The sequence below is a fragment of the Streptomyces sp. NPDC002838 genome, assembly GCF_040295365.1.
GTDB lineage: Bacteria > Actinomycetota > Actinomycetes > Streptomycetales > Streptomycetaceae > Streptomyces.
Map to the genome: position 1 here is coordinate 18,937 of NZ_JBEOVF010000053.1, position 22,734 is coordinate 41,670.

The 22,734-nt window shown below is 70.6% G+C and carries 20 protein-coding genes and 2 pseudogenes; 11 read left to right on the top strand and 11 right to left on the bottom strand.

Features of this window, described 5'->3' with window-relative positions; genetic code table 11:
- Positions 1-6 precede the first annotated feature (6 nt).
- The 3 genes from ABT063_RS42040 to ABT063_RS42050 all read right to left on the bottom strand — a co-directional run bounded on the left by ABT063_RS42040 (position 7) and on the right by ABT063_RS42050 (position 3,890).
- A complete protein-coding gene (locus tag ABT063_RS42040; protein ID WP_351066226.1) occupies positions 7-1,026 on the bottom strand; it encodes an ABC transporter permease in 1,020 nt (339 codons plus the stop codon).
- Positions 1,023-2,540, bottom strand: a complete 1,518-nt coding sequence (locus ABT063_RS42045; RefSeq protein ID WP_351066227.1) for a sugar ABC transporter ATP-binding protein — start codon at positions 2,538-2,540, stop codon at positions 1,023-1,025. The genes ABT063_RS42040 and ABT063_RS42045 overlap by 4 nt, the downstream gene beginning before the upstream one ends.
- A 168-nt stretch (positions 2,541-2,708) precedes the next feature.
- Positions 2,709-3,890 carry an ROK family transcriptional regulator gene (locus ABT063_RS42050; RefSeq protein ID WP_351066228.1) on the bottom strand — a complete coding sequence of 394 codons (1,182 nt, stop codon included), beginning with the start codon at positions 3,888-3,890 and terminating at the stop codon, positions 2,709-2,711.
- Between the two features lie 242 nt (positions 3,891-4,132).
- Between ABT063_RS42050 and ABT063_RS42055 the strand changes: the two genes are divergently transcribed.
- Positions 4,133-4,825, top strand: a complete 693-nt coding sequence (locus ABT063_RS42055; RefSeq protein ID WP_351066229.1) for an SDR family oxidoreductase — start codon at positions 4,133-4,135, stop codon at positions 4,823-4,825.
- 171 nt (positions 4,826-4,996) lie between these two features.
- Here ABT063_RS42055 and ABT063_RS42060 read toward each other — a convergent pair whose 3' ends face one another.
- From ABT063_RS42060 to ABT063_RS42075, 4 genes are all read right to left on the bottom strand, one after another.
- Positions 4,997-5,674, bottom strand: coding sequence for a GntR family transcriptional regulator (locus ABT063_RS42060; RefSeq protein ID WP_351066230.1), 678 nt, complete (start codon positions 5,672-5,674; stop codon positions 4,997-4,999).
- A gap of 154 nt (positions 5,675-5,828) precedes the next feature.
- Positions 5,829-6,776: a beta-ketoacyl-ACP synthase III gene (locus ABT063_RS42065; protein WP_351066231.1), complete on the bottom strand. Its 948-nt coding sequence runs from the start codon at positions 6,774-6,776 to the stop codon at positions 5,829-5,831.
- A gap of 151 nt (positions 6,777-6,927) precedes the next feature.
- The gene (locus tag ABT063_RS42070; protein WP_351066232.1) at positions 6,928-7,062 is read right to left on the bottom strand and encodes an MFS transporter small subunit; all 135 of its coding nucleotides are present in this window, start codon (positions 7,060-7,062) and stop codon (positions 6,928-6,930) included.
- Positions 7,031-8,365 (bottom strand): OFA family MFS transporter, encoded by a 1,335-nt coding sequence (locus ABT063_RS42075; RefSeq protein ID WP_351066233.1) that lies wholly within the window; start codon positions 8,363-8,365, stop codon positions 7,031-7,033. The genes ABT063_RS42070 and ABT063_RS42075 overlap by 32 nt, the downstream gene beginning before the upstream one ends.
- 213 nt (positions 8,366-8,578) lie before the next feature.
- On the opposite strand from ABT063_RS42075, the gene ABT063_RS42080 reads away from it, so the two are divergent.
- Genes ABT063_RS42080 through fdhD form a run of 5 tightly spaced genes read left to right on the top strand, consistent with a single transcriptional unit; the run spans position 8,579 to position 15,014 of the window.
- Complete coding sequence (locus ABT063_RS42080) at positions 8,579-9,550, top strand: 2-dehydropantoate 2-reductase (RefSeq protein WP_351066234.1); 972 nt, start codon at positions 8,579-8,581, stop codon at positions 9,548-9,550.
- Positions 9,547-11,472, top strand: coding sequence for a molybdopterin oxidoreductase family protein (locus ABT063_RS42085; RefSeq protein WP_351066235.1), 1,926 nt, complete (start codon positions 9,547-9,549; stop codon positions 11,470-11,472). Before ABT063_RS42080 ends, ABT063_RS42085 begins: the two co-directional genes overlap by 4 nt.
- A 5-nt stretch (positions 11,473-11,477) precedes the next feature.
- Positions 11,478-13,301, top strand: a complete 1,824-nt coding sequence (locus ABT063_RS42090; RefSeq protein ID WP_351066236.1) for an NAD(P)H-dependent oxidoreductase subunit E — start codon at positions 11,478-11,480, stop codon at positions 13,299-13,301.
- Positions 13,298-14,158, top strand: coding sequence for a 2Fe-2S iron-sulfur cluster-binding protein (locus ABT063_RS42095; protein ID WP_351066237.1), 861 nt, complete (start codon positions 13,298-13,300; stop codon positions 14,156-14,158). The genes ABT063_RS42090 and ABT063_RS42095 overlap by 4 nt, the downstream gene beginning before the upstream one ends.
- Before the next feature lie 7 nt (positions 14,159-14,165).
- The gene (gene fdhD, locus ABT063_RS42100; protein ID WP_351066238.1) at positions 14,166-15,014 is read left to right on the top strand and encodes a formate dehydrogenase accessory sulfurtransferase FdhD; all 849 of its coding nucleotides are present in this window, start codon (positions 14,166-14,168) and stop codon (positions 15,012-15,014) included.
- Positions 15,015-15,105: 91 nt separating this feature from the next.
- On the opposite strand, the gene ABT063_RS52440 is transcribed toward fdhD, so the two are convergent.
- Positions 15,106-15,615 carry a LysR substrate-binding domain-containing protein gene (locus tag ABT063_RS52440; protein ID WP_502990998.1) on the bottom strand — a complete coding sequence of 170 codons (510 nt, stop codon included), beginning with the start codon at positions 15,613-15,615 and terminating at the stop codon, positions 15,106-15,108.
- Between ABT063_RS52440 and ABT063_RS42110 the strand changes: the two are divergent.
- A pseudogene (locus ABT063_RS42110) lies at positions 15,559-15,771 on the top strand (Rossmann-fold NAD(P)-binding domain-containing protein); the annotation flags it as partial. The gene ABT063_RS52440 and the pseudogene ABT063_RS42110 sit on opposite strands and share 57 nt — an antisense overlap.
- 65 nt (positions 15,772-15,836) lie before the next feature.
- Positions 15,837-16,100 (top strand): SDR family oxidoreductase, encoded by a 264-nt coding sequence (locus ABT063_RS42115; protein WP_351066239.1) that lies wholly within the window; start codon positions 15,837-15,839, stop codon positions 16,098-16,100.
- A 4-nt stretch (positions 16,101-16,104) separates the two neighbouring features.
- Here the strand turns inward: ABT063_RS42115 and ABT063_RS42120 are convergent, their stop codons facing one another.
- Together ABT063_RS42120 and ABT063_RS52445 are read right to left on the bottom strand one after the other, a co-directional pair.
- Entirely contained in the window at positions 16,105-16,635 is a 531-nt protein-coding gene (locus ABT063_RS42120; protein WP_351066240.1) for an isochorismatase family protein, read from the bottom strand.
- Between the two features lie 22 nt (positions 16,636-16,657).
- Positions 16,658-17,034 (bottom strand): annotated as a pseudogene (locus tag ABT063_RS52445) (winged helix DNA-binding protein); the annotation flags it as partial.
- A gap of 357 nt (positions 17,035-17,391) precedes the next feature.
- Here ABT063_RS52445 and ABT063_RS42125 point away from each other — a divergent pair.
- On the top strand, positions 17,392-19,284 hold the full coding sequence (locus ABT063_RS42125; RefSeq protein WP_351066241.1) for an exo-alpha-sialidase: 1,893 nt from the start codon (positions 17,392-17,394) through the stop codon (positions 19,282-19,284).
- Positions 19,285-19,295: 11 nt separating this feature from the next.
- Complete coding sequence (locus ABT063_RS42130) at positions 19,296-20,522, top strand: DUF5005 domain-containing protein (RefSeq protein ID WP_351066242.1); 1,227 nt, start codon at positions 19,296-19,298, stop codon at positions 20,520-20,522.
- Here ABT063_RS42130 and ABT063_RS42135 read toward each other — a convergent pair.
- Positions 20,458-21,471: a bile acid:sodium symporter family protein gene (locus ABT063_RS42135; protein WP_351066257.1), complete on the bottom strand. Its 1,014-nt coding sequence runs from the start codon at positions 21,469-21,471 to the stop codon at positions 20,458-20,460. The genes ABT063_RS42130 and ABT063_RS42135 overlap by 65 nt on opposite strands.
- A gap of 197 nt (positions 21,472-21,668) precedes the next feature.
- On the opposite strand from ABT063_RS42135, the gene ABT063_RS42140 reads away from it, so the two are divergent.
- Positions 21,669-22,541 carry a LysR substrate-binding domain-containing protein gene (locus ABT063_RS42140; protein WP_351066243.1) on the top strand — a complete coding sequence of 291 codons (873 nt, stop codon included), beginning with the start codon at positions 21,669-21,671 and terminating at the stop codon, positions 22,539-22,541.
- Positions 22,542-22,734: the final 193 nt, after the last annotated feature.

Here is a 22,734-nt window from a genome sequence, read left to right on the forward strand (position 1 = left end):
CTTTCCTCAGGTCGTGCTCGCGGTACGGCGCTGGACCAGCACGGCAGCGACGATGATCGCGCCCTTGGCGATCTGCTGGACGTCGCTCTGCAGGTTGTTCAGGGCGAAGATGTTGGTGATCGTGGTGAAGATCAGGACGCCGAGCACGGAGCCGGTGATGGTGCCGCGGCCCCCGCTGAGCAGCGTGCCGCCGATGATCGCGGCGGCGATGGCGTCGAGCTCGTAGAGGTTGCCGTTGGTGTTCTGGCCGGAGCCGGACAGGATGATCAGCAGGAAGGCGGCGATGCCGCAGCACAGTCCGGACAGCAGGTAGAGGTACAGCCGCTGGCGGCGTACGTCGATGCCGGCGAGCCGGGCCGCCTCCGCGTTGCCGCCGACGGCGACCGTACGGCGTCCGAAGGTGGTCCGGTTCAGCACCAGCCAGCCGATGATGGTCACGACCGCGAACACCATCACCAGCGGCGGAACGCCGAGCACGTAGGAGTCGCGTTCGCCGAGGTCGAGGATGCCGTCGACGGTGACGATCTGCGTGCGGCCGTCGGTGATCTGCAGGGCCAGGCCGCGCGCGGAGGCAAGCATGGCGAGCGTGGCGATGAAGGGGACCATCCCGCCGTACGCGATGAGCAGTCCGTTGACCAGGCCGCATCCGAGGCCGACGAGGACGGAGGTGAGGAGGATGCCGCCGAAGCCGTACTCCTGCGTGGCGACGGTGGTCGCCCACACTGAGGCCAGCGCGACGATCGCGCCGACGGACAGGTCGATGCCGCCGGAGGTGATGACGAAGGTCATCCCGACGGTGACGACGCCGATCACCGAGGCCTGGGTGAGGACGAGTTGGAGATTGCGAGTGTCGAGGAACTCGTCCGGCTTGGTGATGCCGCCGATGAGGACCAGTACGGCGAGCACGCCGAGGAGGGAGAGGGTGCGCACGTCGGCGCGGAACACGAGGGCGCGCCACGCGGGGGTTTGGGCGGCCGGGGGCACCTTGTCGGCACTGTCCCTGGGCGGGGAGACGGGCTGCGTCATGACGCGGGGCTTCCTTCCATGACGAGGTCGAGTACGCGGTGTTCGTCCAGGTCGCGAGCGGCCGCCGTGTGGACGACGCGGCCCTCCCGGAGCACCAGGACGCGGTCGGCGAGGCCGAGCACCTCGGGGACCTCGCTGGAGACGAGCAGCACGGCGAGGCCTTCATTGGCCAGTCGGCGGACGACTGCATACAGTTCGGCGCGGGCGCCGACGTCCACCCCACGGGTCGGTTCGTCGAGCAGCAGCACCCGGCAGCCGCGCAGCAGCCAGCGCGCCAGGACGGCCTTCTGCTGGTTGCCGCCGGACAGGGTGCGCACAGGGACGGACGGGTTGTCGGGCCGCAGCGACAGTTCGCGGGTCGCCGCCCGTGCCGCGCCCTGTTCGGCGCCCCGGTCGATCCAACCGCCGCGGGAGAAGCGGGACATGGAGGAGACGGAGACGTTGCGGGTGACCGACTCCAGCATCAGCAGGGCCTGGGCCTTGCGTTCCTCGGGGGCGAGTCCGAGTCCGGCGCGGACGGCGGCGCGCACGCTGCCGGGCCGCAACGCCCGCCCGTCGACGAGGACTTGACCGGTGGTGGGTTTGCGGGCGCCGTAGATCGTCTCCAGGATCTCGGAGCGGCCCGAGCCGACGAGTCCCGCGAGTCCGACGATCTCGCCCGGCCGGATGTGCAGGTCCAGCGGCTCGAACTCACCCTCCCGGGCCAGCCCCCGGACCTCCAGAACCGGCGTGCCGTCCGGTGCCGCCGCGGGGCGCTCCGGGAAGACGTACTCGACGTTGCGTCCCGTCATCAGAGCGACGACCTCGCGGGTCGGCGTCGTCTTCGCGGGCAGCCCGACCGCCACGGCCCGCCCGTCTTTCAGAACGGTCACCCGGTCGCCGATCCGGCGGATCTCCTCCAGGCGGTGGGAGATGTAGACGACGGCCACTCCATCGGCAGTGAGGTCGCCGACGATCCGGAAGAGGTTGTCGACCTCGTCCGGGTCGAGGGCGGCGGAGGGTTCGTCCATCACGATGAGCCGGACGTCGTGCGAGAGCGCACGCGCCATGGACACGATCTGCTGCTGAGCGGCCGACAACTCCCCCACCAGGCGGGCGGGATCGATCTCCGGGTGCCCAAGTCGCCTCATCAGAGCGGCCGTTGATGCTCGTGCAACTTTGCCTCGTACGACGAACCCGGCCGCTGTGGGTTCATGGCCGAGGTGGACGTTCTCCGCCACGGACAGGTGTTCCACCAGATCGAGTTCCTGGTAGATGGTGGCGATGCCGAGGCGCATCGCGGCGATCGGCGAACGGAGCGTGACGTCCTCGCCGCGCCAGCGGATGGTGCCGGTGTCGGGCTGGTGGGCACCGGCGAGGACCTTGATGAGCGTGGACTTGCCGGCCCCGTTCTGGCCGAGCAGGCAGTGCACCTCGCCGGCCTGGACGTCGAGGTCGACGCCGTCGAGGGCCCGGACTCCGGGGAACGACTTGGTGATGCCGGACATGCTGAGCAGCGGTGGTTCTGATGCCATCAGGTTCCCCTTGGCGGACGTGCGGGCCGGTTCAGGGCAGGGCAGAGCAGGGAGCGGTGCTGGTGAGCTGTATGAAGTGAGCCGTATGACGTGAGCTGTATGACGTGAGCTGTATTTAGTGAGCTGTATGCAATACGCGTATGCGGTCGGTCCTACGAATAACGCTGCTTACGCGGGTGAGAACAGGTGGTCGCTGATGAGGCGGGCCGCGCCGATCACTCCGGCGGTAGGACCCAACTCCCCGAGGACGATGGGCAGATTGCCGGTCGCAAGTGGCAGCGACTGGCGGTAGACCTGGGTGCGGATCGCGGCGAGCAGGGTGTGGCCGAGGCCGGTCACCCCGCCGCCGATCACCACCAGGCCCGGATTGAAGAAGCTGACGAGTCCGGCGATGACCTGGCCGGTGCGGTTCCCGCCTTCGCGGATCAGGTCGAGCGCGGTGGCGTCGCCCGCGGCGGCCGCGGCGGCGACGTCGACGGCACTGAGTCCGCCGTTCGTCTCCAAACGGGTCGCGAGTTCCACCGACAGGCCCTGCTGGGCCGCCTCCGTGGCGTCCCGGGCCAGGGCCGCCCCACTGAAGTGGGCCTCCAGGCAACCTCGGTTGCCGCAGGCGCACGGGCGGCCGTCGGGCACGGCCTGGATGTGCCCGATGTCGCCGGCGCTGCCCGTCACACCGCGGTGGACCTCACCGCCGGCGACGATGCCGCAACCGATGCCGGTGCCGATCTTGACGCAGAGGAAGTCGCCCACGGAGCGTGCGACGCCCGCGTGCATCTCCCCCATCGCCATCAGGTTCACGTCGTTGTCGACCATGACCGGGCAGCCGAGTTCCTGGCTGAGCGCCTCCCGCACCGGGAAGCCGTCCCAGCCCGGCATGATCGGCGGGGCGACCGGTACGCCCTCGGGGAAGCGGACCGGTCCCGGGACGCCGATGCCGGCGCCGTCGTAGCCCTCCGCCAGACCCGAGGTCCTCAACTTCGCGGCCATGGACAGGACTTGTTCGAACACCGCGACCGGTCCCTCACGTACGTCCAGGGGCTGGTTGAGGTGTCCGAGGATCTCCAGCTCGGCGTTGGTGACGGCAACGTCGACCGAGGTCGCGCCGATGTCGACGCCGAGGAAACGCAAGGCCGGGGCCAGCCGGATGTTGTGGGAACGGCGGCCGCCACGCGAGGCGGCGAGTCCGTCGGCCACCACCAGGCCTGTCTCCAGCAGCCGGTCCACCTCCACGGCCAGCTTGGACCGTGAGAGATCGATCTGATCGCCCAGCTGAGCACGGGAGTTGGGACCGCCGTCCCGCAACAGCTTCAGCAATCGGGCCTGATGGGCGTTCGCGGGTCGTGCCGTCATGCGTCTCACGAGCCCCTCCCCGCCTCAATCGGCCACCGGTTGGCTGGCTTTCGAGGGGAACGTAGCAGTGGCGGCCGAAGGTGGGAAGAAGTTGGGCACAGATTGCCGCACACTTTCTCCACTCCCAGGACAAAGGCCCGCAGTGGCCTGGTGTCCCCCGCACCGGCACCGGCACCGGCACCGCAGGATGGACACCACCATGCTCGGGCCGACTGCGGCCCGGGACGGCAGAGGGGGACCGAGTGGTTCTGGTGACGGGTGCCACGGGGAACGTGGGCGCCGAACTCGTCCGCGCATTGGTCCGGTTGGGCGAACCGGTGCGGGCGCTGAGCCGTTCCGGCCGGGCGGACGCGGGGGCACCGGGGGCGGACGCCGTGGCGGGCGATCTGAACCGCCCCGAGACGGTGCGGGACGCGCTGGACGACGTACAAGCCTTGTTCCTGATGCCCGGTTACGGCGGGCAGCGGGAGATCCTGGCGGACGCGCGGGCGGCGGGCGTGCGGCGGGTCGTGACGCAGTCCGGGAAGTCGGCGGGCACGGGCGACACCGGCAACGCGGTCGCCGACTATCTGATCGAAGCGGAGGTCTCGGTACGCGAGTCGGGGCTGCCGTGGACGTTCCTGCGGCCGACCAGCTTCATGTCGAACGCGCTGCGGCTGGTGGACCAGATCCGCAAGGGGGACACGGTGCGGGTGCAGTTCCCGGACGTGTATACCGCCGACATCGATCCGTATGACATCGCGCAGGTCGCCCTGACCGCCCTGTTGTCGGACGCGTACGCGGGCCGTGCCCTCGAACCGACCGGCCCCGAAGCCCTGTTGCCCGCCGACCGCGTCCGCGCCCTCGGCGAGATGCTGGGCCGGGACCTGTGCGCCGTCGGGCTCACGCACGAGGAGACGCGCATCGAGTTGGAGGCCGGCATGCCGAAGCCCTAGGTCGACGCGTTCTTCAGTTTCTTCGTCGACGGCACCCTGGACGAGTCGGTGGTTCTGCCGACGGTCCAGGAGGTCACGGGCCGGGCTCCGCGCACCTTCGCCGAGTGGGCGCGGGGGCACGCGGAGGCGTTCTGAACAGCGATCCCCGGTACGACTCGACCGGTTGTACGGCTACGACCGCTGTCGTGCGTGGTACGAGCGCCGCGTGTGCTCCGTGTGCTCACGCATCAGCCGGGTGGCGAGCTCCTCGTCACGCTGGGCGATCGCATGGATCATTGCCTCGTGTTCGACCCAGGACTGGTGCCCGCGCTGCCGGGCGACCGGCGTGTAGTACCAGCGCACCCGGCGGTCGACCTGGGCAGCCAGCTCGGAGAGGACGGCGTTGCCGGCCAGCTCCATGACCTTCGCGTGGAAGCGGGCGTTCAGGGCGACGGCGGCGTCCACGTCGTCCTTGGCGACGGCGAGCTTTCCCTGCGCCAGCAGCTCGTACAGGGCGTTGAGGCCTGCCTTGTCCGCGTTCGCGGCGGCGAGCCGGGCGGCCTCGGCCTCCAGCAGGGTCCGTACGGTGAGGAGCTGGTCGGCCTCCTCCTCCGTCGGTTCGTGCACGAACGCGCCCTGGGCGGGCCGCAGATCGACCCAGCCCTCGGTGTTCAGCCGCTGCAGCGCCTCGCGCACCGGCTGCCGGGAGACGCCGAGGTGCCCGGCGAGTTCGCTCTCCACGAGGTGCTGGCCGGGCTGCAGGGCGCGGGTGGTGATGAGTTCGAGCAGCGCCTCGTAGACCCGCTCGCGCAGCGGCCCCGGCCGTTCCAGCTTGGGCACGGCCCCCTGCGGCAGTCCTGTCGACAACATCGCGGTCCCCCTCCTCAGCAGGGCCGTGCGCAGCGGCGGTGAAGCCGGTGTCACCTGTAGACCCAGTATCGATTGTCTTTCGTCTACAGTCTACGGTGCACAATGACCAGGAAAACGCGGAGTTGACCTCGTCACACCCCGTTGTACCGGCACGTCAGGGGCAGCGGACGACCTGTCCGGCGTACGAGAGGTTCCCCCCGAACCCGAAGAGCAGCACCGGATCCCCCGTGGAGATGGCCCCCTGCTCCACCAGCTTGGAGAAGGCGAGCGGAATGCTCGCCGCCGACGTGTTACCGGATTCGGTGACATCGCGCGCGACCACGGCGTTGACGGCGCCGATCTTCTCCGCGAGGGGTTCGATGATGCGCAGGTTCGCCTGGTGCAGCACGACGGCCGCGAGGTCTGCCGGGGCGAGCCCCGCGCGCTCGCATGCCCGGCGGGCGATGGGCGGCAGCTGAGTGGTCGCCCAGCGGTAGACGCTCTGCCCCTCCTGCGCGAACCGCGCCGGCTGCCCCTCGATCCGTACCGCGTGCCCCATCTCGGGCACGGAACCCCACAGCACGGGCCCGATCCCGGGCGCGGAATCCGACGGCTCCGCCTCCACGACGGCGGCCCCCGCCCCGTCGCCGACGAGCACGCAGGTCGTGCGGTCGGTCCAGTCGGTCACGTCGGACATCTTGTCGGCGCCGATGACCAGTGCCCTGCTCGCCGCGCCCGCGCGGACGGTGTGGTCGGCGGTGGCCAGGGCGTGAGTGAAGCCGGCGCACACGACGTTGACGTCCATGGCGGCGGGCGACGGGATGCCGAGCCGGGCGGCGACGCGGGCGGCCATGTTCGGAGAGCGGTCGACGGCGGTGGACGTGGCGACCAGTACCAGGTCGATGTCGGCGGGCGCGAGGCCCGCCGAGGCGAGCGCCTTGGCTGCGGCGTGCGCGGCCAGCTCGTCGACCGGTTCGTCCGGCCCGGCGATGCGGCGCGTGCGGATGCCCACCCGGGACCTGATCCACTCGTCGCTGGTGTCGACCAGGCCCGCCAGGTCCTCGTTGGTGAGTACCTTGGCGGGCTGGTAGTGACCGACGGCGGCGATGCGCGTGCCGTTCATGGGCGATCCCCCCTCATTGTGTTGCGGACAGCGGGATCCACCAGTCTGATCAGTGACTCGCGGGTACGACGGCAGGTGAAGCCACAGGAAACGGGCGCCCGCCTTGTCGGCTTCACGCAGACCGTCGGACGCCCGAACACTTCTCGAACGGTTACCCGGTGAACAGCTGTGTCGCCTTCTGGACGAGTTCGTACAGCCCGTAGCCGAGCGGCGCCCCCACCCACAGCCAGGCGAAGGCGATCAGCCCGCGCCGGTCAGGCAGACTCTGACTGCTGTCGCTGGACATCGACGGCCTCCTGTTCGGGTGCGGGGATGTGATGACGAGCGTGGACGGGACGAACGAGTTCGTTGGCGACGAAGCCGACGACGAGCAGCCCGATCATGATGACGAACGACAGACCGTACAGGGCCGAGCCGTGCTTGCCCGCCTCCTCCTGCCGGTCGGCGATCCAGTTCACGATCAGCGGTCCGAGGACTCCGGCCGTGGACCAGGCGGTGAGCAGCCGGCCGTGGATCGCGCCGACCTGGTAGGTGCCGAAGAGGTCCTTCAGATAGGCGGGGATCGTCGCGAATCCGCCGCCGTAGAAGGACAGGATCACCAGAGCGGCCAGGATGAACAGGGGCTTGGACGAGTCGCCGAACAAGGCGATCAGCGCGTACATCAGCGCGCCCGCGCCAAGGTAGACGCGGTAGATGTTCTTGCGCCCGATCAGGTCTGAGGTCGACGACCAGCCGATGCGGCCCGCCATGTTGGCCGCCGACAGCAGGGCGACGAAGCCGGCCGCGGCGGACACCGACACTGGTGTGGAGGTGTCCGCGAAGAAGTCCGTGATCATCGGGGCGGCCTTCTCCAGGATGCCGATGCCCGCGGTGACGTTCATGCAGAGCACGACCCACAGACACCAGAACTGCGGGGTGCGCACCGCGTTGCGCGCCGACACCTGCGGCCCCTGGAAGGCACTCGGCCCGGCGTCCACGGGCCGCTCGCTGCGCGGCACCCGCACCAGCAGCACGCCCAGCAGCATGAATACCGCATACGACAGCCCGTGTACGAGGAACGCGAGCGCGATCCCGGAGCTGTCGGAACCGAACGACTCCAGCATCTGCGCCGACCAAGGGGAGGCGATCAGCGCACCGCCGCCGAAGCCCATGATGGCGATGCCGGTGGCCATGCCGGGCCGGTCCGGGAACCACTTGATCAGCGTCGAGACGGGCGAGATGTAGCCGATACCGAGACCGATCCCGCCGACGAAGCCGTAGCCGAGGACGATCAGCCAGAACTGCTCGGTGGCCGCACCCAGCGCGGAGAGCAGGAAGCCGGAGGAGAAACAGACCAGGGCCACGGTCATCGCCCAGCGCGGCCCGTTGCGCTCCACGAGCGTGCCGCCGAACGCGGCCGACAGACCGAGCATGACGATGCCGAGCTGGAAGGGCAGCGCGCTCTGCGTACCGCTGAGACCGAGCGCGGATTCGAGCGGCGGCTTGAACACGCTCCAGGCGTAAGCCTGCCCGATGGAGAGATGGACGGAGAGGGCGGCCGGGGGGATGAGCCAGCGGCTCCAGCCAAGGGGGGCGACAGGGGGACTCATGAATCCGGAACGGTAGGAAGGATCACGGAAGTTGAAAAGGCGGCGCGGCGACCGTATCCGATGAGCGGTATCCAGGATGCGCCGAACGGTCGTACCGACCGGTTTCAGGTGCTGCGCAAACCCTTGCTGCACCATCCTCCATACTGTAGACAATATTTCGTCGACAGAGTTCGGCAGTTCCTCGGTACCCTCGACCGAACGGAGCTCCCTCGCATGAAAGTCGCAGTACTCGGCGCCGGTGCCATCGGCGCCTACGTCGGCGCCGCGCTCCACCGCGCGGGCGCCGACGTGCACCTCATCGCCCGTGGACCGCATCTGGCGGCCATGAGGCAGCACGGAGTGCGCGTGCTCAGCCCGCGCGGCGACTTCACCGCCCGCACGCACGCCACCGACGACCCGGCCGAGGTCGGCCCGGTCGACTACGTCTTCCTGGGTCTGAAGGCCAACTCGTACGCGGCGTGCGGGCCGCTGATCGAGCCGCTGCTGCACGACACCACAGCGGTGGTCGCCGCCCAGAACGGCATCCCCTGGTGGTACTTCCACCGGCACGGCGGCCCGTACGACGGCCACCGTGTCGAGAGCGTGGACCCGGACGGCGCGGTCAGTGCGGTGCTCGCGCCCGAACGGGCCGTCGGGTGTGTCGTCTATGCCGCGACAGAGCTTGAAGGGCCTGGAGTCGTACGCCACTTGGAAGGCACCCGGTTCTCGATCGGCGAGCCCGACCGCAGCGTCTCCGCGCGCTGTCGGGCTTTCAGCGAGGCCATGCAGGCGGGCGGCCTGAAGTGCCCGGTCGAACCCGGCCTCCGCAACGACATCTGGCTCAAGCTGCTCGGCAACATCTCCTTCAACCCGATCAGCGCGCTGGCCCGCGCCACCATGCGGCAGATGTGCCTGCACGGCGGCACTCGCAAGGTCATCGAGATCATGATGACCGAGACGCTGGCCGTCGCCGAGGCCCTCGACTGCGAGGTCGGCGTCTCCATCGAGCGCCGGCTCGCGGGCGCCGAGCGGGTCGGCGACCACCGCACCTCCACGCTCCAGGACCTGGAGCGCGGCAAGCCGCTCGAACTCGACGTCCTGCTCGCGGCCGTCGTCGAGCTGGCGGAGATCACCGGGGTGGAGGTGCCCACCCTGCGCACCGTGCACGCCATCTCGGACCTGCTCGCGCTGAGGAGCGCCGCATGAGGAAACGCGATCGAACCCCGAAGACCTACACCCGGCTCACTCACCCGCTGGTCAGGGACTCCCGCGAGGAACCGTTCCGGCGGGCGAGTTGGGAGGAAGCCCTGGACCGCGCGGCGCGGGGTCTTGAAGCGGCGCGCGGCGCGTTCGGCATGTTCTCCTGCGCCCGGGCGACGAACGAGATGAACTACGTGGCCCAGAAGTTCGCCCGGGTCGTCATGGGCACCAACAACGTCGACTCCTGCAACCGGACATGTCACGCCCCGAGCGTGGCCGGCCTCTCCGCGGCCTTCGGATCGGGCGGCGGGACGTCGTCGTACGAGGAGATCGAGCACACCGACGTCATCGTGATGTGGGGCTCCAACGCCCGCTTCGCGCATCCGATCTTCTTCCAGCACGTACTGAAGGGGATACACAACGGCGGCCGACTGTATGCGGTCGACCCGCGACGGACCTCCACCGCCGAGTGGGCGGAGAGCTGGCTCGGTCTCAACGTCGGCACCGACATTCCGATGGCGCACGCGATCGGCCGCGAGATCATCCATGCGGGCCTGGCCAATCAGGCGTTCATCGAGCGCGCCACCAGCGGCTTCGAGGAGTACGTGCAGCTCGTCGAGCCGTGGACGCTGTCGCTCGCGGAGAAGGTCACCGGTGTACCGGCCGCCGCGATACGGGAGTTGGCGCACGCCTACGCCCGCGCCGAACGCGCACAGCTGTGCTGGACCCTCGGCATCACCGAGCACCACAACGGCACCGACAACGTCCGCGCGCTGATCAACCTGGCCCTGCTCACCGGCCACGTGGGCCGCTACGGCTCGGGCCTGCAACCCCTGCGCGGCCAGAACAACGTGCAGGGCGGCGGCGACATGGGCGCCATCCCCAACCGCCTGCCAGGCTTCCAGGACATCCTCGACCCTCAGGCCCGGCTGAAGTTCGAGTCGGCCTGGGACACCGCCATCCAGCCGCACTACGGGCTGAACCTGACGGAGATGTTCGAGGCGATGGAGGAGGACACGCTCAAGGCGGTCTACTGCATCGGCGAGAACCCGGCGCAGTCGGAGGCGGACAGCGAGCAGGCCGTACGGCGGCTGAAGGCGCTGGACTTCCTCGTGGTGCAGGACATCTTCCTCACGAAGACGGCCGAGCTGGCGGACGTGGTTCTGCCCGCGACCGCCGGCTGGGCCGAGACCGACGGCACAACCACCAACAGTGAGCGCCGAGTTCAGCGCGTGCGCCGGGCCGTGACACCGCCCGGTGAGGCACGTGAGGACATCGACATCATCTGCGAGCTGGCGGCGCGGCTCGGCCACGACTGGAAGTACGCCGACGCGGAGTCCGTCTGGAACGAGCTCAGGTCGGTGTCGCCGGACCACTACGGGATGACGTACGAACGCCTGCAGGAGCACCAGGGCATCCAGTGGCCCTGCCCCGACATGGAGAAGCTCCAGCCGACGTACCTGCACGGCCGGTTGTGGGAGACGGACCCGGACCGGCGCGGCCGGCCGGCACCCTTCGGACTCGTGCAGCACGATCCGCCGGTCGATCTCACCGACGAGGAGTACCCGATCCGGCTGACCACGGGTCGCCGACTCGACTCGTACAACACCGGGGTGCAGAGCGGGGGTTACGCCTCGCCGCTCCGGCGTGGCGAGTACGTCGAGCTGTGCCCGGAGGACGCCGAGCGCTACGGGGTCGCGGTCGGCGAGGAGGTACAGGTGACCTCGCGGCGCGGCTCGGTCGTCGCACCCGTGTGGGTCGACACCGCCCTGCGACCCGGGCTGGCCTTCATGACCATGCATTTTCCCGACGAGGTGGACACCAACCAGCTGACGATCGAGGCGAATTGCCCGATCGCGGGGACGGCGGAGTTCAAGGCGTCGGCAATCCGGATCGAGAAGCTTCCGGTCGTGACCTACGTGAGGTGACGCAAGTGGACCTGCACTTCGGTGACAGCAAGCCGACGGACGAGGAACGGGCGGCGATCGACGCGCTGCTCGGTCCCCCCGAGTCCTCGTGGGAGGGGGCGGACCGCTCCGACGCGGACCTGAGGTGGGCCCGCGGCGGGCGCGCGGCCCGGGACCGCCGCGACCTGCTGTTGCCGGGGCTGCACGCGGTCAACGACCGGGTCGGCTGGATCAGCGAGGGCGCCCTCGACTACCTGTGCCGACGGCTGACGGTACCGCCGGCGGAGGCGTACGGCGTGGCCACCTTCTACGCGATGTTCTCGGTCAAACCCCGGCCCGCGACCGTGCTCCACGTGTGCACGGACCTCGCGTGTGCGGCCGCAGGGGCGTCCGAGTTGTGCGCCGGTGTCGAGGCCCGGCTGGGCCTCGGCAGTGGGGTGTCGGTCGAGCGCAGTCCCTGCCTCGGCCTGTGCGAACGCGCCCCGGCCGCGCTCGCGATCAAGGCGGGGGATCCGGTGCGTACGGCGGTGTCGGCGCCGGCGACCGTGCACGAGGCCGTTCTCGCCGCGAGCTCCCCCGACTCGGCGCCCGCGGAGCCGCCCGCGGCGATGGCGGTGCCCCAGACGGGAGACCCCTCGCTGACACTGCTGCGCCGGGTCGGCGTGGTGGACCCCACGAGTCTGGACGACTACCGCGCCCACGGCGGCTACACCGCCCTGCGCCGGGCCTTCGCACTGGGCCCCGCCGGAGTCATCCGCGAGGTCACCGAGTCCGGTCTGGTCGGGCGCGGGGGCGCCGCCTTCCCCACCGGCCGCAAATGGCAGGCCACGGCGTCCCAGCCCGACCATCCGCACTACGTGGTGTGCAACGCGGACGAGTCCGAGCCGGGCACCTTCAAGGACCGCGCGCTCATGGAGGGCGACCCGTACGCGCTGGTGGAGGCGATGACGGTCGCGGCGTATGCGATCGGTGCACATCAGGGATACCTGTATCTGCGCGGCGAGTATCCGCGGGCGATACACCGTATGCAATATGCCGTCGACCAGGCGCGTGCCCGAGGTCTGCTGGGCGACGACATCCTCGGCCAGGGCTACGCCTTCGACATCGAGATCCGCCGGGGCGCGGGGGCGTACATCTGTGGTGAGGAGACGGCCCTGTTCAACTCGATCGAGGGCTACCGGGGCGAGCCGCGCTCGAAGCCACCGTTCCCCGTGGAGAAGGGCCTGTTCGGCAAGCCTACCGTCGAGAACAACGTGGAGACGCTGGTCAACGTACTGCCGATCCTCACGATGGGCGCGGCGGCATACGCGGCGATCGGCACGGGGAGGTCCACCGGGCCGAAGCTGTTCTGTGTGTCGGGGAGCGTGGAGCGGCCCGGAATCTACGAGCTGCCCTTCGGCGCGACGCTGGGCGAGCTGCTGGAGCTGGCCGGCGTGCGCGACGGCCTGCGGGCGGTCCTCCTCGGCGGAGCGGCCGGAGGCTTCGTACGCCCCGACGAGAGGGACATCCCGCTCACCTTCGAAGGCACGCGGGAGGCGGGCACGACGCTCGGTTCGGGAGTCGTCATGGCCTTCGACGACACGGTGCCGCTGCCTCGACTGCTCCTGCGCATCGCCGAGTTCTTCCGGGACGAGTCGTGCGGGCAGTGCGTGCCGTGCCGAGTGGGGACCGTGCGTCAGGAGGAGGCGCTGCGCCGGATCGCCGAGCGCACGGGCGCGGCCGCGGCCGATGACATCGCCCTGCTCAGGGAGGTCGGCCGCGCGATGCGGGACGCCTCGATCTGCGGTCTCGGGCAGACCGCGTGGAACGCCGTGGAATCCGCCATCGACCGTCTGGGGGCGTACGAATGACCGTGACACCGCTGGGGATCCCCCGCCGCCTGCTGGAGTTCACCATCGACGGAGAGGCGGCCAGGGTCCCCGAGGGCTCGACCATCCTCGACGCGTGCCGGGCGGCCGGAAAGGACATCCCGACCCTCTGCCAGGGCGACACCCTCACCCCGAAGAACGCCTGCCGAGTGTGCGTCGTCGAGGTCGAAGGGTCCAGGACACTCGTCCCCGCCTGTTCCCGCAGGGCCGAGCCCGGCATGGAGGTGAAGACCGACACCGAACGCGCCCGGCACAGCCGCAAGATCGTCCTCGAACTGCTCGCGTCCTCGGTCGACTTGTCGATAACACCGAAGGTCGCAGAGTGGATCAAGGAGTACGAGGCGAAGCCGGATCGTTTCGGCCCGGACGCGGCCCGAGTCAACGAGGAACCGAAGGTCGACAACGATCTGTATGTGCGGGACTACGACAAGTGCATCCTCTGCTACAAGTGCGTGGATGCCTGCGGCGACCAGTGGCAGAACACCTTCGCGATCTCCGTCGCGGGCCGCGGATTCGACGCCCGGATCGCGGTGGAGCACGACGCCCCGCTCACGGACTCGGCGTGCGTGTACTGCGGCAACTGCATCGAGGTGTGTCCGACGGGGGCGCTGTCGTTCAAGTCGGAGTTCGACATGCGGGCGGCGGGTACGTGGGACGAGGCGAAGCAGACCGAGACGACGACGGTGTGCGCGTACTGCGGAGTGGGCTGCAACCTCACCCTGCACGTGCAGGACAATGAGATCGTGAAGGTCACCTCCCCGCACGACAACCCGGTGACCCACGGCAACCTCTGCATCAAGGGCCGTTTCGGCTACCAGCACGTACAGAACCGGGGCTGATCAGGACATGGGACGAGTCACGGAACGACGCAAGGTGATCCGCATCCGGGACGGGGTGGTCTCCAGCCGCCCGGACACGCTCGTCGCCGAGGAACCCCTGGAGATCAGGCTGAACGGCAAGCCACTCGCGATCACCATGCGCACGCCGGGCGACGACTTCGCGCTGGCCGCCGGTTTCCTGGTGAGCGAGGGTGTACTGGCTGCCGCATCCGATCTGCTGAATATCGTCTACTGTGCGGGCGCGACCGTAGACGGCTCGAACACATACAACGTGGTGGACGTGAAGACGGCCCCCGGCGTGACGATCCCCGACATCACGCTCGAGCGGAACGTCTACACCACCTCCTCCTGCGGCCTGTGCGGCAAGGCGAGCCTCGACGCGGTCCGTACGACGGCCCGCTGGCCCATCGCCGACACTCCCCCGGTCCGCGTCGCCCCGGAGCTGCTCGCGAGCCTCCCCGACCGGCTGCGCGCGGCCCAGCGGGTCTTCGACCGGACCGGCGGCCTGCACGCGGCGGCCCTGTTCACCGAGGACGGGGAGCTGCTCGACATACGGGAGGACGTGGGCCGGCACAACGCGGTCGACAAGCTGGTCGGCCGTGCCCTGCAGAACGGGGACCTGCCGTTGTCGCGGACGATCCTGCTGGTGTCGGGCAGGGCGTCCTTCGAGCTGGCGCAGAAGGCCGTGATGGCGGGCATCCCGGTGCTGGCGGCGGTCTCGGCGCCGTCCTCGCTGGCCGTGGACCTGGCCGCGGAGACGGGGCTGACGCTGGTGGGCTTCCTGCGGGGCAGTTCCATGAACGTGTACGCGGGCGAGGACCGCATCGCCCTGCGGGCCGCGGCCGCCCAGGGCTGACCGGTTCCCCGCGACACGGCGGCGGGGCCCCGACCGGCGGGGAGCGCCCCCTGCGCCGCAGGGGCCCCGCCTCACCGACGCCTGCCCCTCATCAGCCCTGGGCCTGCGCCCGCGCGGCCGCGGCGAAGGCCGCGACCAGAGGTGAGCGCCGGCTCGCCTCCCAGGCGAGGTAGACCTGGTCCGGGTCGGCATCCGTCACCGGCACGTAGGTGATGTCCGGGCGGGAATACTGCCCGGCGACGGACTCCGGGACAAGGGTGATGCCCTGTCCGGCCACCACGCGTTCGAACTTCTCCTCGACGGTGCGGATCGGGACGTCGTCCGGCCCGGCGTCGGCGTAGCACAGGCAGTCACGTAAGGAGAACGGGATGAGTCTGCGAGGACAACGGATCGTCGTCATCGGCGGCACAGCGGGCATCGCTCTGACGGTCGCGGAGGCGGCCGCGCGGGAGGGCGCGGGGGTGGTGGTCGCCTCGCGCAGCCGGTCGCGTGTGGACAGGGCGCTGCGACGGCTGCCGGCGGGCAGTGAGGGGCACGCCTCGACGTGACCGAGGAGGCGGCCGTACAGGCGTTCTTCGAGCAGGTCGGCGCCTTCGACCACCTCGTCTTCACCGCCCGTGAACCCCTGAGGTTCCAGCCGCTGGCGACCACGGAGCTGACGGGAGCCCGGAGCTTTCTGGACACCCGGCTGTGGGGCGCGTACACGGCGGTCAAGCACGCCGCACCGGTGATCCGGGAGGGCGGTTTGATCGTGCTGACCACGGGCACCATCGCGCGCCGACCGCTGCCGGGGGCCAGCGTGGTGGCCGGTCTGGCCGGGCGATGGAATCGCTCACCCGGGCGCTCGCCCTGGAACTCGCGCCCGTCCGGGTCAACGCGGTCTGCGCCGGTGTCGTCCGTACCGATCTGTGGCAGGACCTGCCGGAGGGGGAACGCGACGCCCTGTTCGAGTCCGCCGTCGAGTCGCTCCCCGTCGGGCGGGTGGGCGAGCCGGAGGACATCGCCCAGGCGTACCTGTATCTGATGCGCGGCGGCTACAGCACCGGCTCGGTGGTGGTCGTGGACGGGGGAACGGTCCTGGTCTGAGCGCTCAGTGCGTCGTGAAGCGCAGCTGAGCGGCCGTCACCACCGTGCCCAGCCGAGGGAAGTCGAGCCGCACCGACGCCTCGTGCTCGGCCGCCGTGAACGCGGCCATGGCGTCCTCCACGAAGACGAGGTCGTAGCCGAGGTCGCCGCCCGCGCGGGCGGTGGACTCCACGCCGAGGTTGGTGGCGATGCCACCGAACACGATCCCGGTGACGCCGCGTTCGCGCAGGCGCTCGTCGAGGCCGGTGCCCTGGAAGCCACCGATCGTCCGCTTCACGATCTCGATGTCGCCGTCGTGCGGCAGGCCGGCCGCCAGCCCGCTGCCGGACGGCTGTTCGGCGACACCCGGGCGCTCGACGCGTACGAGCACGACGGCTGCGCCGGCCGAGCGGAAGCGGGTCGCCAACTCCCGGCAGACGGCGAGGACTTCGGTTCCCTTGCGGGGTTCCAGCGGCAGGGCGACGATGCGCTCCATCAGGTCGACGAGGACGAGTGCGGTGCGCGCGGGGTCGAGCGCGAGGGGTGCGGCGTTCATGACGGAACGTTATCGGTAGTGAGCCGTCCGTACCGGAAATCTGGGTCAACAGGCCCATGAACTGGTCGCGTTCGGCTGCCGTCAGCAGGCGAGGAGCGCGTCGTTCGCCGCGCGGGCCACTTCTCGCAGCGTTGCAGCAGGCGCGCGCCTCGTCCGTGGGGGAGACCGCGTTCTGCGGCGGTCCCCGGGGGTGCTGTTCGCGCGCGGCCAGGCCCGCGGACTGAAGGTCGTTGAGGATGCCGACGAGGTCCTTGGAGTCGAGCCGGACGCCGCGGCCAGGTCGACCTGGCGACCGGGGCAGGTCGCGGACGGCGGAAAGCACCACGTGGTGCCACGTCTTCATGCCTTCCGCGGCCAGCGCCTCGGCCACCAGGCCCGGCCGCGGGCGGCCGCGCGGCCGAAGGAACCAGCTGAGCGGTGGCACTCGTCCGCAGCGGCCTGGTCGCTCGGCGCCCTGACGGCAGCGCGGCCCGTGCCGGGAGAGGCGGTCCTGAATACGGCCGCGGCGAGCGGAGTCGGCCCGGCGGGAGCTGTGGCGGATGTTCGCGGACGGCACGCTGCAGCCCGCCGTACACGAGGTGTTAGCGCTCGAGGACGCGGGGAAGGCGCACGAGGCGATCGAGCCGCGCGGCAATCTTGGAAGGGCGCTGTCGCGCCCCTGGCCCCGCCGGGCTATGCCCCCCAGGCGCGCCGCTTGTGGCGCGCCAGCGGCCCTGACTGACGTCTGTGACGGATCGTCAGACATAGCATGTCCAGATGTTCAGACAGGAAGGTCGCCCCACGTCGTCGGCCGGGTTCCCCACACGTCTCAGACCCACCTTGACCGCGCTCATCGCCACCGCGGCGGTGGCCGCGTCGCCCACGCCCGCCCACGCCCGACCCACCACCTCCGCACCGGAGTTCCAGCAGCAGATCCTCTTCGAGGCCTCCCAGGATCCCGGCTACGCCTGCTTCCGCATCCCGACGATCGTGCATACAGTCGACGGCACACTGCTGGCATTCGCCGAGGGCCGGGTTCTCGACTGCGGTGACGCCACCGACATCGACATCGTCCTCAAGCGCTCCACGGACGGCGGCCGCACCTGGGGACCGCTCCAGGTGGTCAACGACGGCGGCGGCGACACTCACGGCAACCCGGCCCCGGTCGTGGACCGGCAGACCGGCCGCATCCTGCTCGCCGAGACCTACAACACGGGCCGTACGGACAGCGCCGGTTGCTCCGTGCCCTGCGACCGCACCCCGCGTCTGCAGTACAGCGACGACGACGGTCTGACCTGGTCGGCGCCGCACGACCTGAGCGCCGAGATCATGCCCGCGCACTGGAACTCCTGGTACGCCACCGGCCCGGTGCACGGCATCCAGCTCACCCGCGGCCCGCATGCCGGCCGCCTGGTGTTCGGAGTCAACGCCGAGACATGGAACGGCAGTCGGGTCACCGCCAACCACGCGGCCCTCGTCGTCAGTGACGACGGCGGCGACCACTGGAGGATCGGCGCCACCGACTCCTGGCCGCTCGCCGGCGACGGCACTTTCCGGCAGAAGCCTGCTGAGCTGACCCTCACCGAGCGCACCGACGGCTCGCTCCTGGTCAGCGGCCGCGAGGAGGAGGGCACCGTTCTCGGCCACCGCACCCAGGCCGTCAGCCTCGACGGCGGCGACAGCTTCACGGCCCCCTTCGCCCCGCTCCCGGACCTGTACGCGCCCCAGGTCCAGTGCGCGACCCTCGGACTCGGCGACCGCACCCTGCTGTCCTGCCCCGGCGACCCGGACCGCCGACGGACGATGACGATCCGCTCCTCCTACGACGGCGGCCGCTCCTGGGACACCGTCGACCGCGCCACGGTCGTCACCACGGACTGGTCCGGCTACTCCGACATGGCGGCGATCGACGATCACACGGTGGGCCTGCTGTACGAGGGAGGAACCGCCGACGCGCGCGACGAGATCCGCTTCGCCCGGTTCACTTCGGACTGGCTGCGGCCACGCCGCGGCCCCGATCCGACCACCGCCGACCTCGCCCCGCAGGCCGGCCCCGCGGCCGTCCTCGGCGGAGCGAAACAGACGGACGGCGCGGTCGGCGGCGCGCTGGAGTTCGACGGCGCGGACGACGCCGTACGCTTGCCGTACCGTGCACAACTCCCCCTCGGCACAAAAGACTTCACGGCGTCGCTGTGGTTCCGCCACACCGCCAGGACGGGGGAGCAGCCGCTGCTGTGGATGGGCGGGGTCGGCAACCGCCAGCCGCAGGTCCGGCTGCGCGGTGAGCCCGCGAGCGGCCGGGTGCGCGGGCTGATCACCGTGCGGGAGGGCCGGACGACCCTCCGCATGGCATCCGTGAGCACCGCCGACGCCTACAACGACGGCCGGTGGCACCATCTGGCCCTGCGCCGTGGCGGCGGCCGACTGGCCCTGTTCATCGACGGCAGAGCGATCGGCGCCGCGGACGTACCGGGCTCGGTCAGCCGTAACTCGCCCTTCGGTGTGCACATCGGGCAGCGCATGGACAGCAGGGCGTTCTTCACCGGTGCGATCGACGACGTCCGCGTCTGGGACCGGGCGCTGACCGACGAAGAACTCGCCCCCGGCGGGGCGCCGGTGGGCGATCCCGTCCTGTGGCTGCCCATGGACCGGATGAGCGCGAGCCACTAACGTCCCGGATCGTGCCCGAGGACACACGAGCACGACAGCGCACGGGAGCCGGGGTCGGTCTGCTGCTGACCCTGGTTCTCGCGGCCGTGCTGCTCACCGCACTCCCGGACGACCGTGAACAGGATGGCGACGACTGCATACCGCATACCGTCGGCTCGTGGTCGACCGACGACCGTCTCACCACCGAATTCGCCCGCTACGGCGACGACGCGACCCGTACCGACGACTGGACCGGCGGCGACGGCACACACTCGGTGCGGCTGCCGGACGGCCGGATGCTGTGGCTGTTCTCGGACACCTACCTCGGACAGGTGCACGGCCCGCCCAACCCGGTCGGCGAGTCCTACGCCTGGCGGGACACAACAGCCCCGCTGGTGCGCAACTCGGCCGTGGTGATGCGCGACGGACGCCTTCAGACCACGCTCCCCGCGCCCCTCTTCCCCGACCCGGGCCCGAACCAGTGGCGCTGGCCGGTCGCGGCCCGCGTCGAGCCGCGCTCCCCCGGCTCCTCCGAGCAGGTCCTGCGGGTGCTGCTGTGGGTCCGGACGGCGGGCTCGGCCCCCTGGATCTACGGGGTGCCCACCGCCACCGAGGTCGCGACCCTGTCCCTGCCCGACCTGCGCGTGGAGTCGGTGGTGAACGTGCTCGACCAACAGCAGGTCCAGGACCCGTCCCGGCGCGTGCTGTTCGGCACCACGCTGGTGAAGAAGGGCGACTGGACGTACGTCTTCGGCGGCGACGACGGCCAGGCCGCGTCCCGGCCCACCTCGTCGGCGTATGTGGCGCGGGTGCCGGAGGGCGGGCTCGGCGATCCGGCCGCCTGGGAGTACTGGGACGGCTCGGCGTGGACGGCCCGCGCCCGCCCGGCCGCGGTGCTGGGCGACGGGCAGCGCACCGGAGTGGGCAGCGCTTTCTCCGTGGTCCGCCAGGAGGGGACGTACATGCTGTTCACGATGGCCTCGGGGACGAAGGGACTGACCACGGTGACCTCGTACTGGTCCTGCTCCCCCACCGGTCCCTGGCACGGCCCGACCAAGGACTTCAGTCCGACGCTGCCACCGGGCCAGGTCGCCGCCTACAACCCCCAGACGCACCCCGAGCTGAGCGACGACGGGCGGCTCGTGCTCAGCTACGACGTCAACTGGCTGGAGCCGACCGGCGCCGCCGCGCAGCTCAACCGGAATGTGTCCCTGTACCGACCGCGGTTCGTGACGCTGCGGCTGGCTCCGAAGGCGTGACCTCCTCGCGGGGGTCGCGCGAGCGGCGTTTGGCGATCACCGCGCACACCATCAACTGCATCTGGTGGAAGAGCATCAGCGGCAGCACGGCCAGCGAGGCGTGCGCGCCGAACAGCACGCTCGCCATGGGCAGCCCGGAGGCGAGAGACTTCTTCGAGCCGGCGAACTGGATCGCGATCCGGTCCTCGCGGTCGAAGCGCAGCGCCTTGCCGCCGTACCAGGTCAGGGCGAGCATCACGGCGAGCAGCACCGCCTCGACGGCGAGCAGACCCGCCAGCCGGACGGGGCTCACCTGGTGCCAGATGCCCTGGACCATGCCCTCGCTGAACGCGGTGTAGACGACGAGGAGGATCGAACCGCGGTCGACCAGACCGAGGACCTTCTTGTGCCGGGCGACGAAGCCCCCGATCCAGCGCCGCAGCACCTGCCCCGCGACGAACGGCACCAGCAGCTGGAGCACGATCTTGAGGAGCGAGTCGGCGGAGAACCCGCCGGCGCTGCTGCCGAGCAGGGTGGCCGCCAGCAGCGGGGTGATGACGATGCCGGCCAGGGAGGAGAAGGAACCCGCGCAGATCGCGGCGGGCACGTTGCCGCGGGCGATGGACGTGAAGGCTATGGACGACTGGATGGTCGACGGGACGAGCGTGAGGAAGAGCAGCCCCTGGTAGAGCGGGTGCGTCAGGAACACCGGGACGAGTCCGCGGGCGGCCAGGCCCAGCAGCGGGAACACGACGAACGTGCAGGCCAGGACGGTGACGTGGAGCCGCCAGTGCTTGAGTCCGTCCAGCGCCTCACGGGTGGACAACCGGGCGCCGTAGAGGAAGAACAGGAAGGCGATCGCGCCGGTGGAGGCACCGGAGGACACGTCGGCCGCCGTCCCGCGGGCGGGGAGGAGGGCCGCGAGGCCCACCGTCCCGAGCAGCAGCAGGATGTACGGGTCGATCGGCATCCAACTCGGCCATCGCAGGCGTTTCACGGTGCTCCACTTGCTCGGTGCTGTCGGCGGTACGGGGGACGGGCCCTCCGGTACGAAGGGCCCTTTACTACAGGGGCACGGATCCCCTCTCCATCCTGCTCCCCCGTCCGGCGATCGGGAATCCGGTATACCGCACTCACTGTCATCATGTTTCGCGATAACCTGGGAGCGTGTACGACCCCTCCCAGCTGCGTACGTTCCTCGCGGTGGCCCAGACGCTGAGCTTCACGCAGGCCGCCCGGCGGCTCGGGCTGCGCCAGTCGACCGTCAGCCAGCACGTACGGCGGCTGGAGGACGCCACCGGACGGCAGCTGTTCAGCCGGGACACCCACTCCGTGGAGCTGACGGAGGACGGCGAGGCGATGCTCGGCTTCGCACGCCGGCTCCTGGAGGTGCACGAGCAGGCGACGGCGTTCTTCACGGGGACGCGGGTGCGCGGCCGGCTGCGTTTCGGCGCGTCCGAGGACTTCGTCCTGACCCGGCTGCCGGAGATCCTGGAGGGCTTCCGCCACGACCATCCCGAGGTCGACCTGGAACTGACGGTCGAGCTGTCGGGCACGCTGCACGAACAGCTGGCGGCCGGGAAGCTGGATCTGGTGCTGGCGAAGCGGCGGCCCGAGGATCCGCACGGGCGGCTGGTCTGGCGGGACGAGCTGGTGTGGATCGGCGCGGAGCGGCTGCGGCTGGATCCGGACCGGCCGGTACCGCTGATCGTCTACCCGCCGCCCGGCATCACCCGAGCGCTCGCCCTGGAGGCGCTGGAGCGGCAGGGGCGGGCGTGGCGCATCGCGTGCACCAGCGGCAGCCTCAACGGCCTGATCGCGGCGGCCCGCGCGGGCCTCGGCGTGATGGCGCATTCACGGGGACTCGTCCCGCCGGGCCTGGTGCGCGTGCCGGAGCGGGCAGGCCTGCCCGAACTGGGCCGCGTCGACTTCGTCCTGGTCCACGGCCGCCGCCGCACCTCGGCCCAGAGCGCGGCGGACGCCCTCGCGACGGCCGTCCTGGCGGGCGGCGACCGACTGCAGCGCCGCGGACGCGGCTGACCCGGAGACGGCGGTACGTCGGCGGCGGTGGCGATGACGCCGGCGCGGACAGTGACGGATCGGGCAGCGCTGACGCTGACAGAAGAGAGGTCCGCGCCCCCGGCGGGACAGGCTGCGACCGGACACGCCGGGAGTAATCGGGTCGTACAGATTCGGTGGAGATTACGGCACCGAAACTTACTCAACCGTCAGT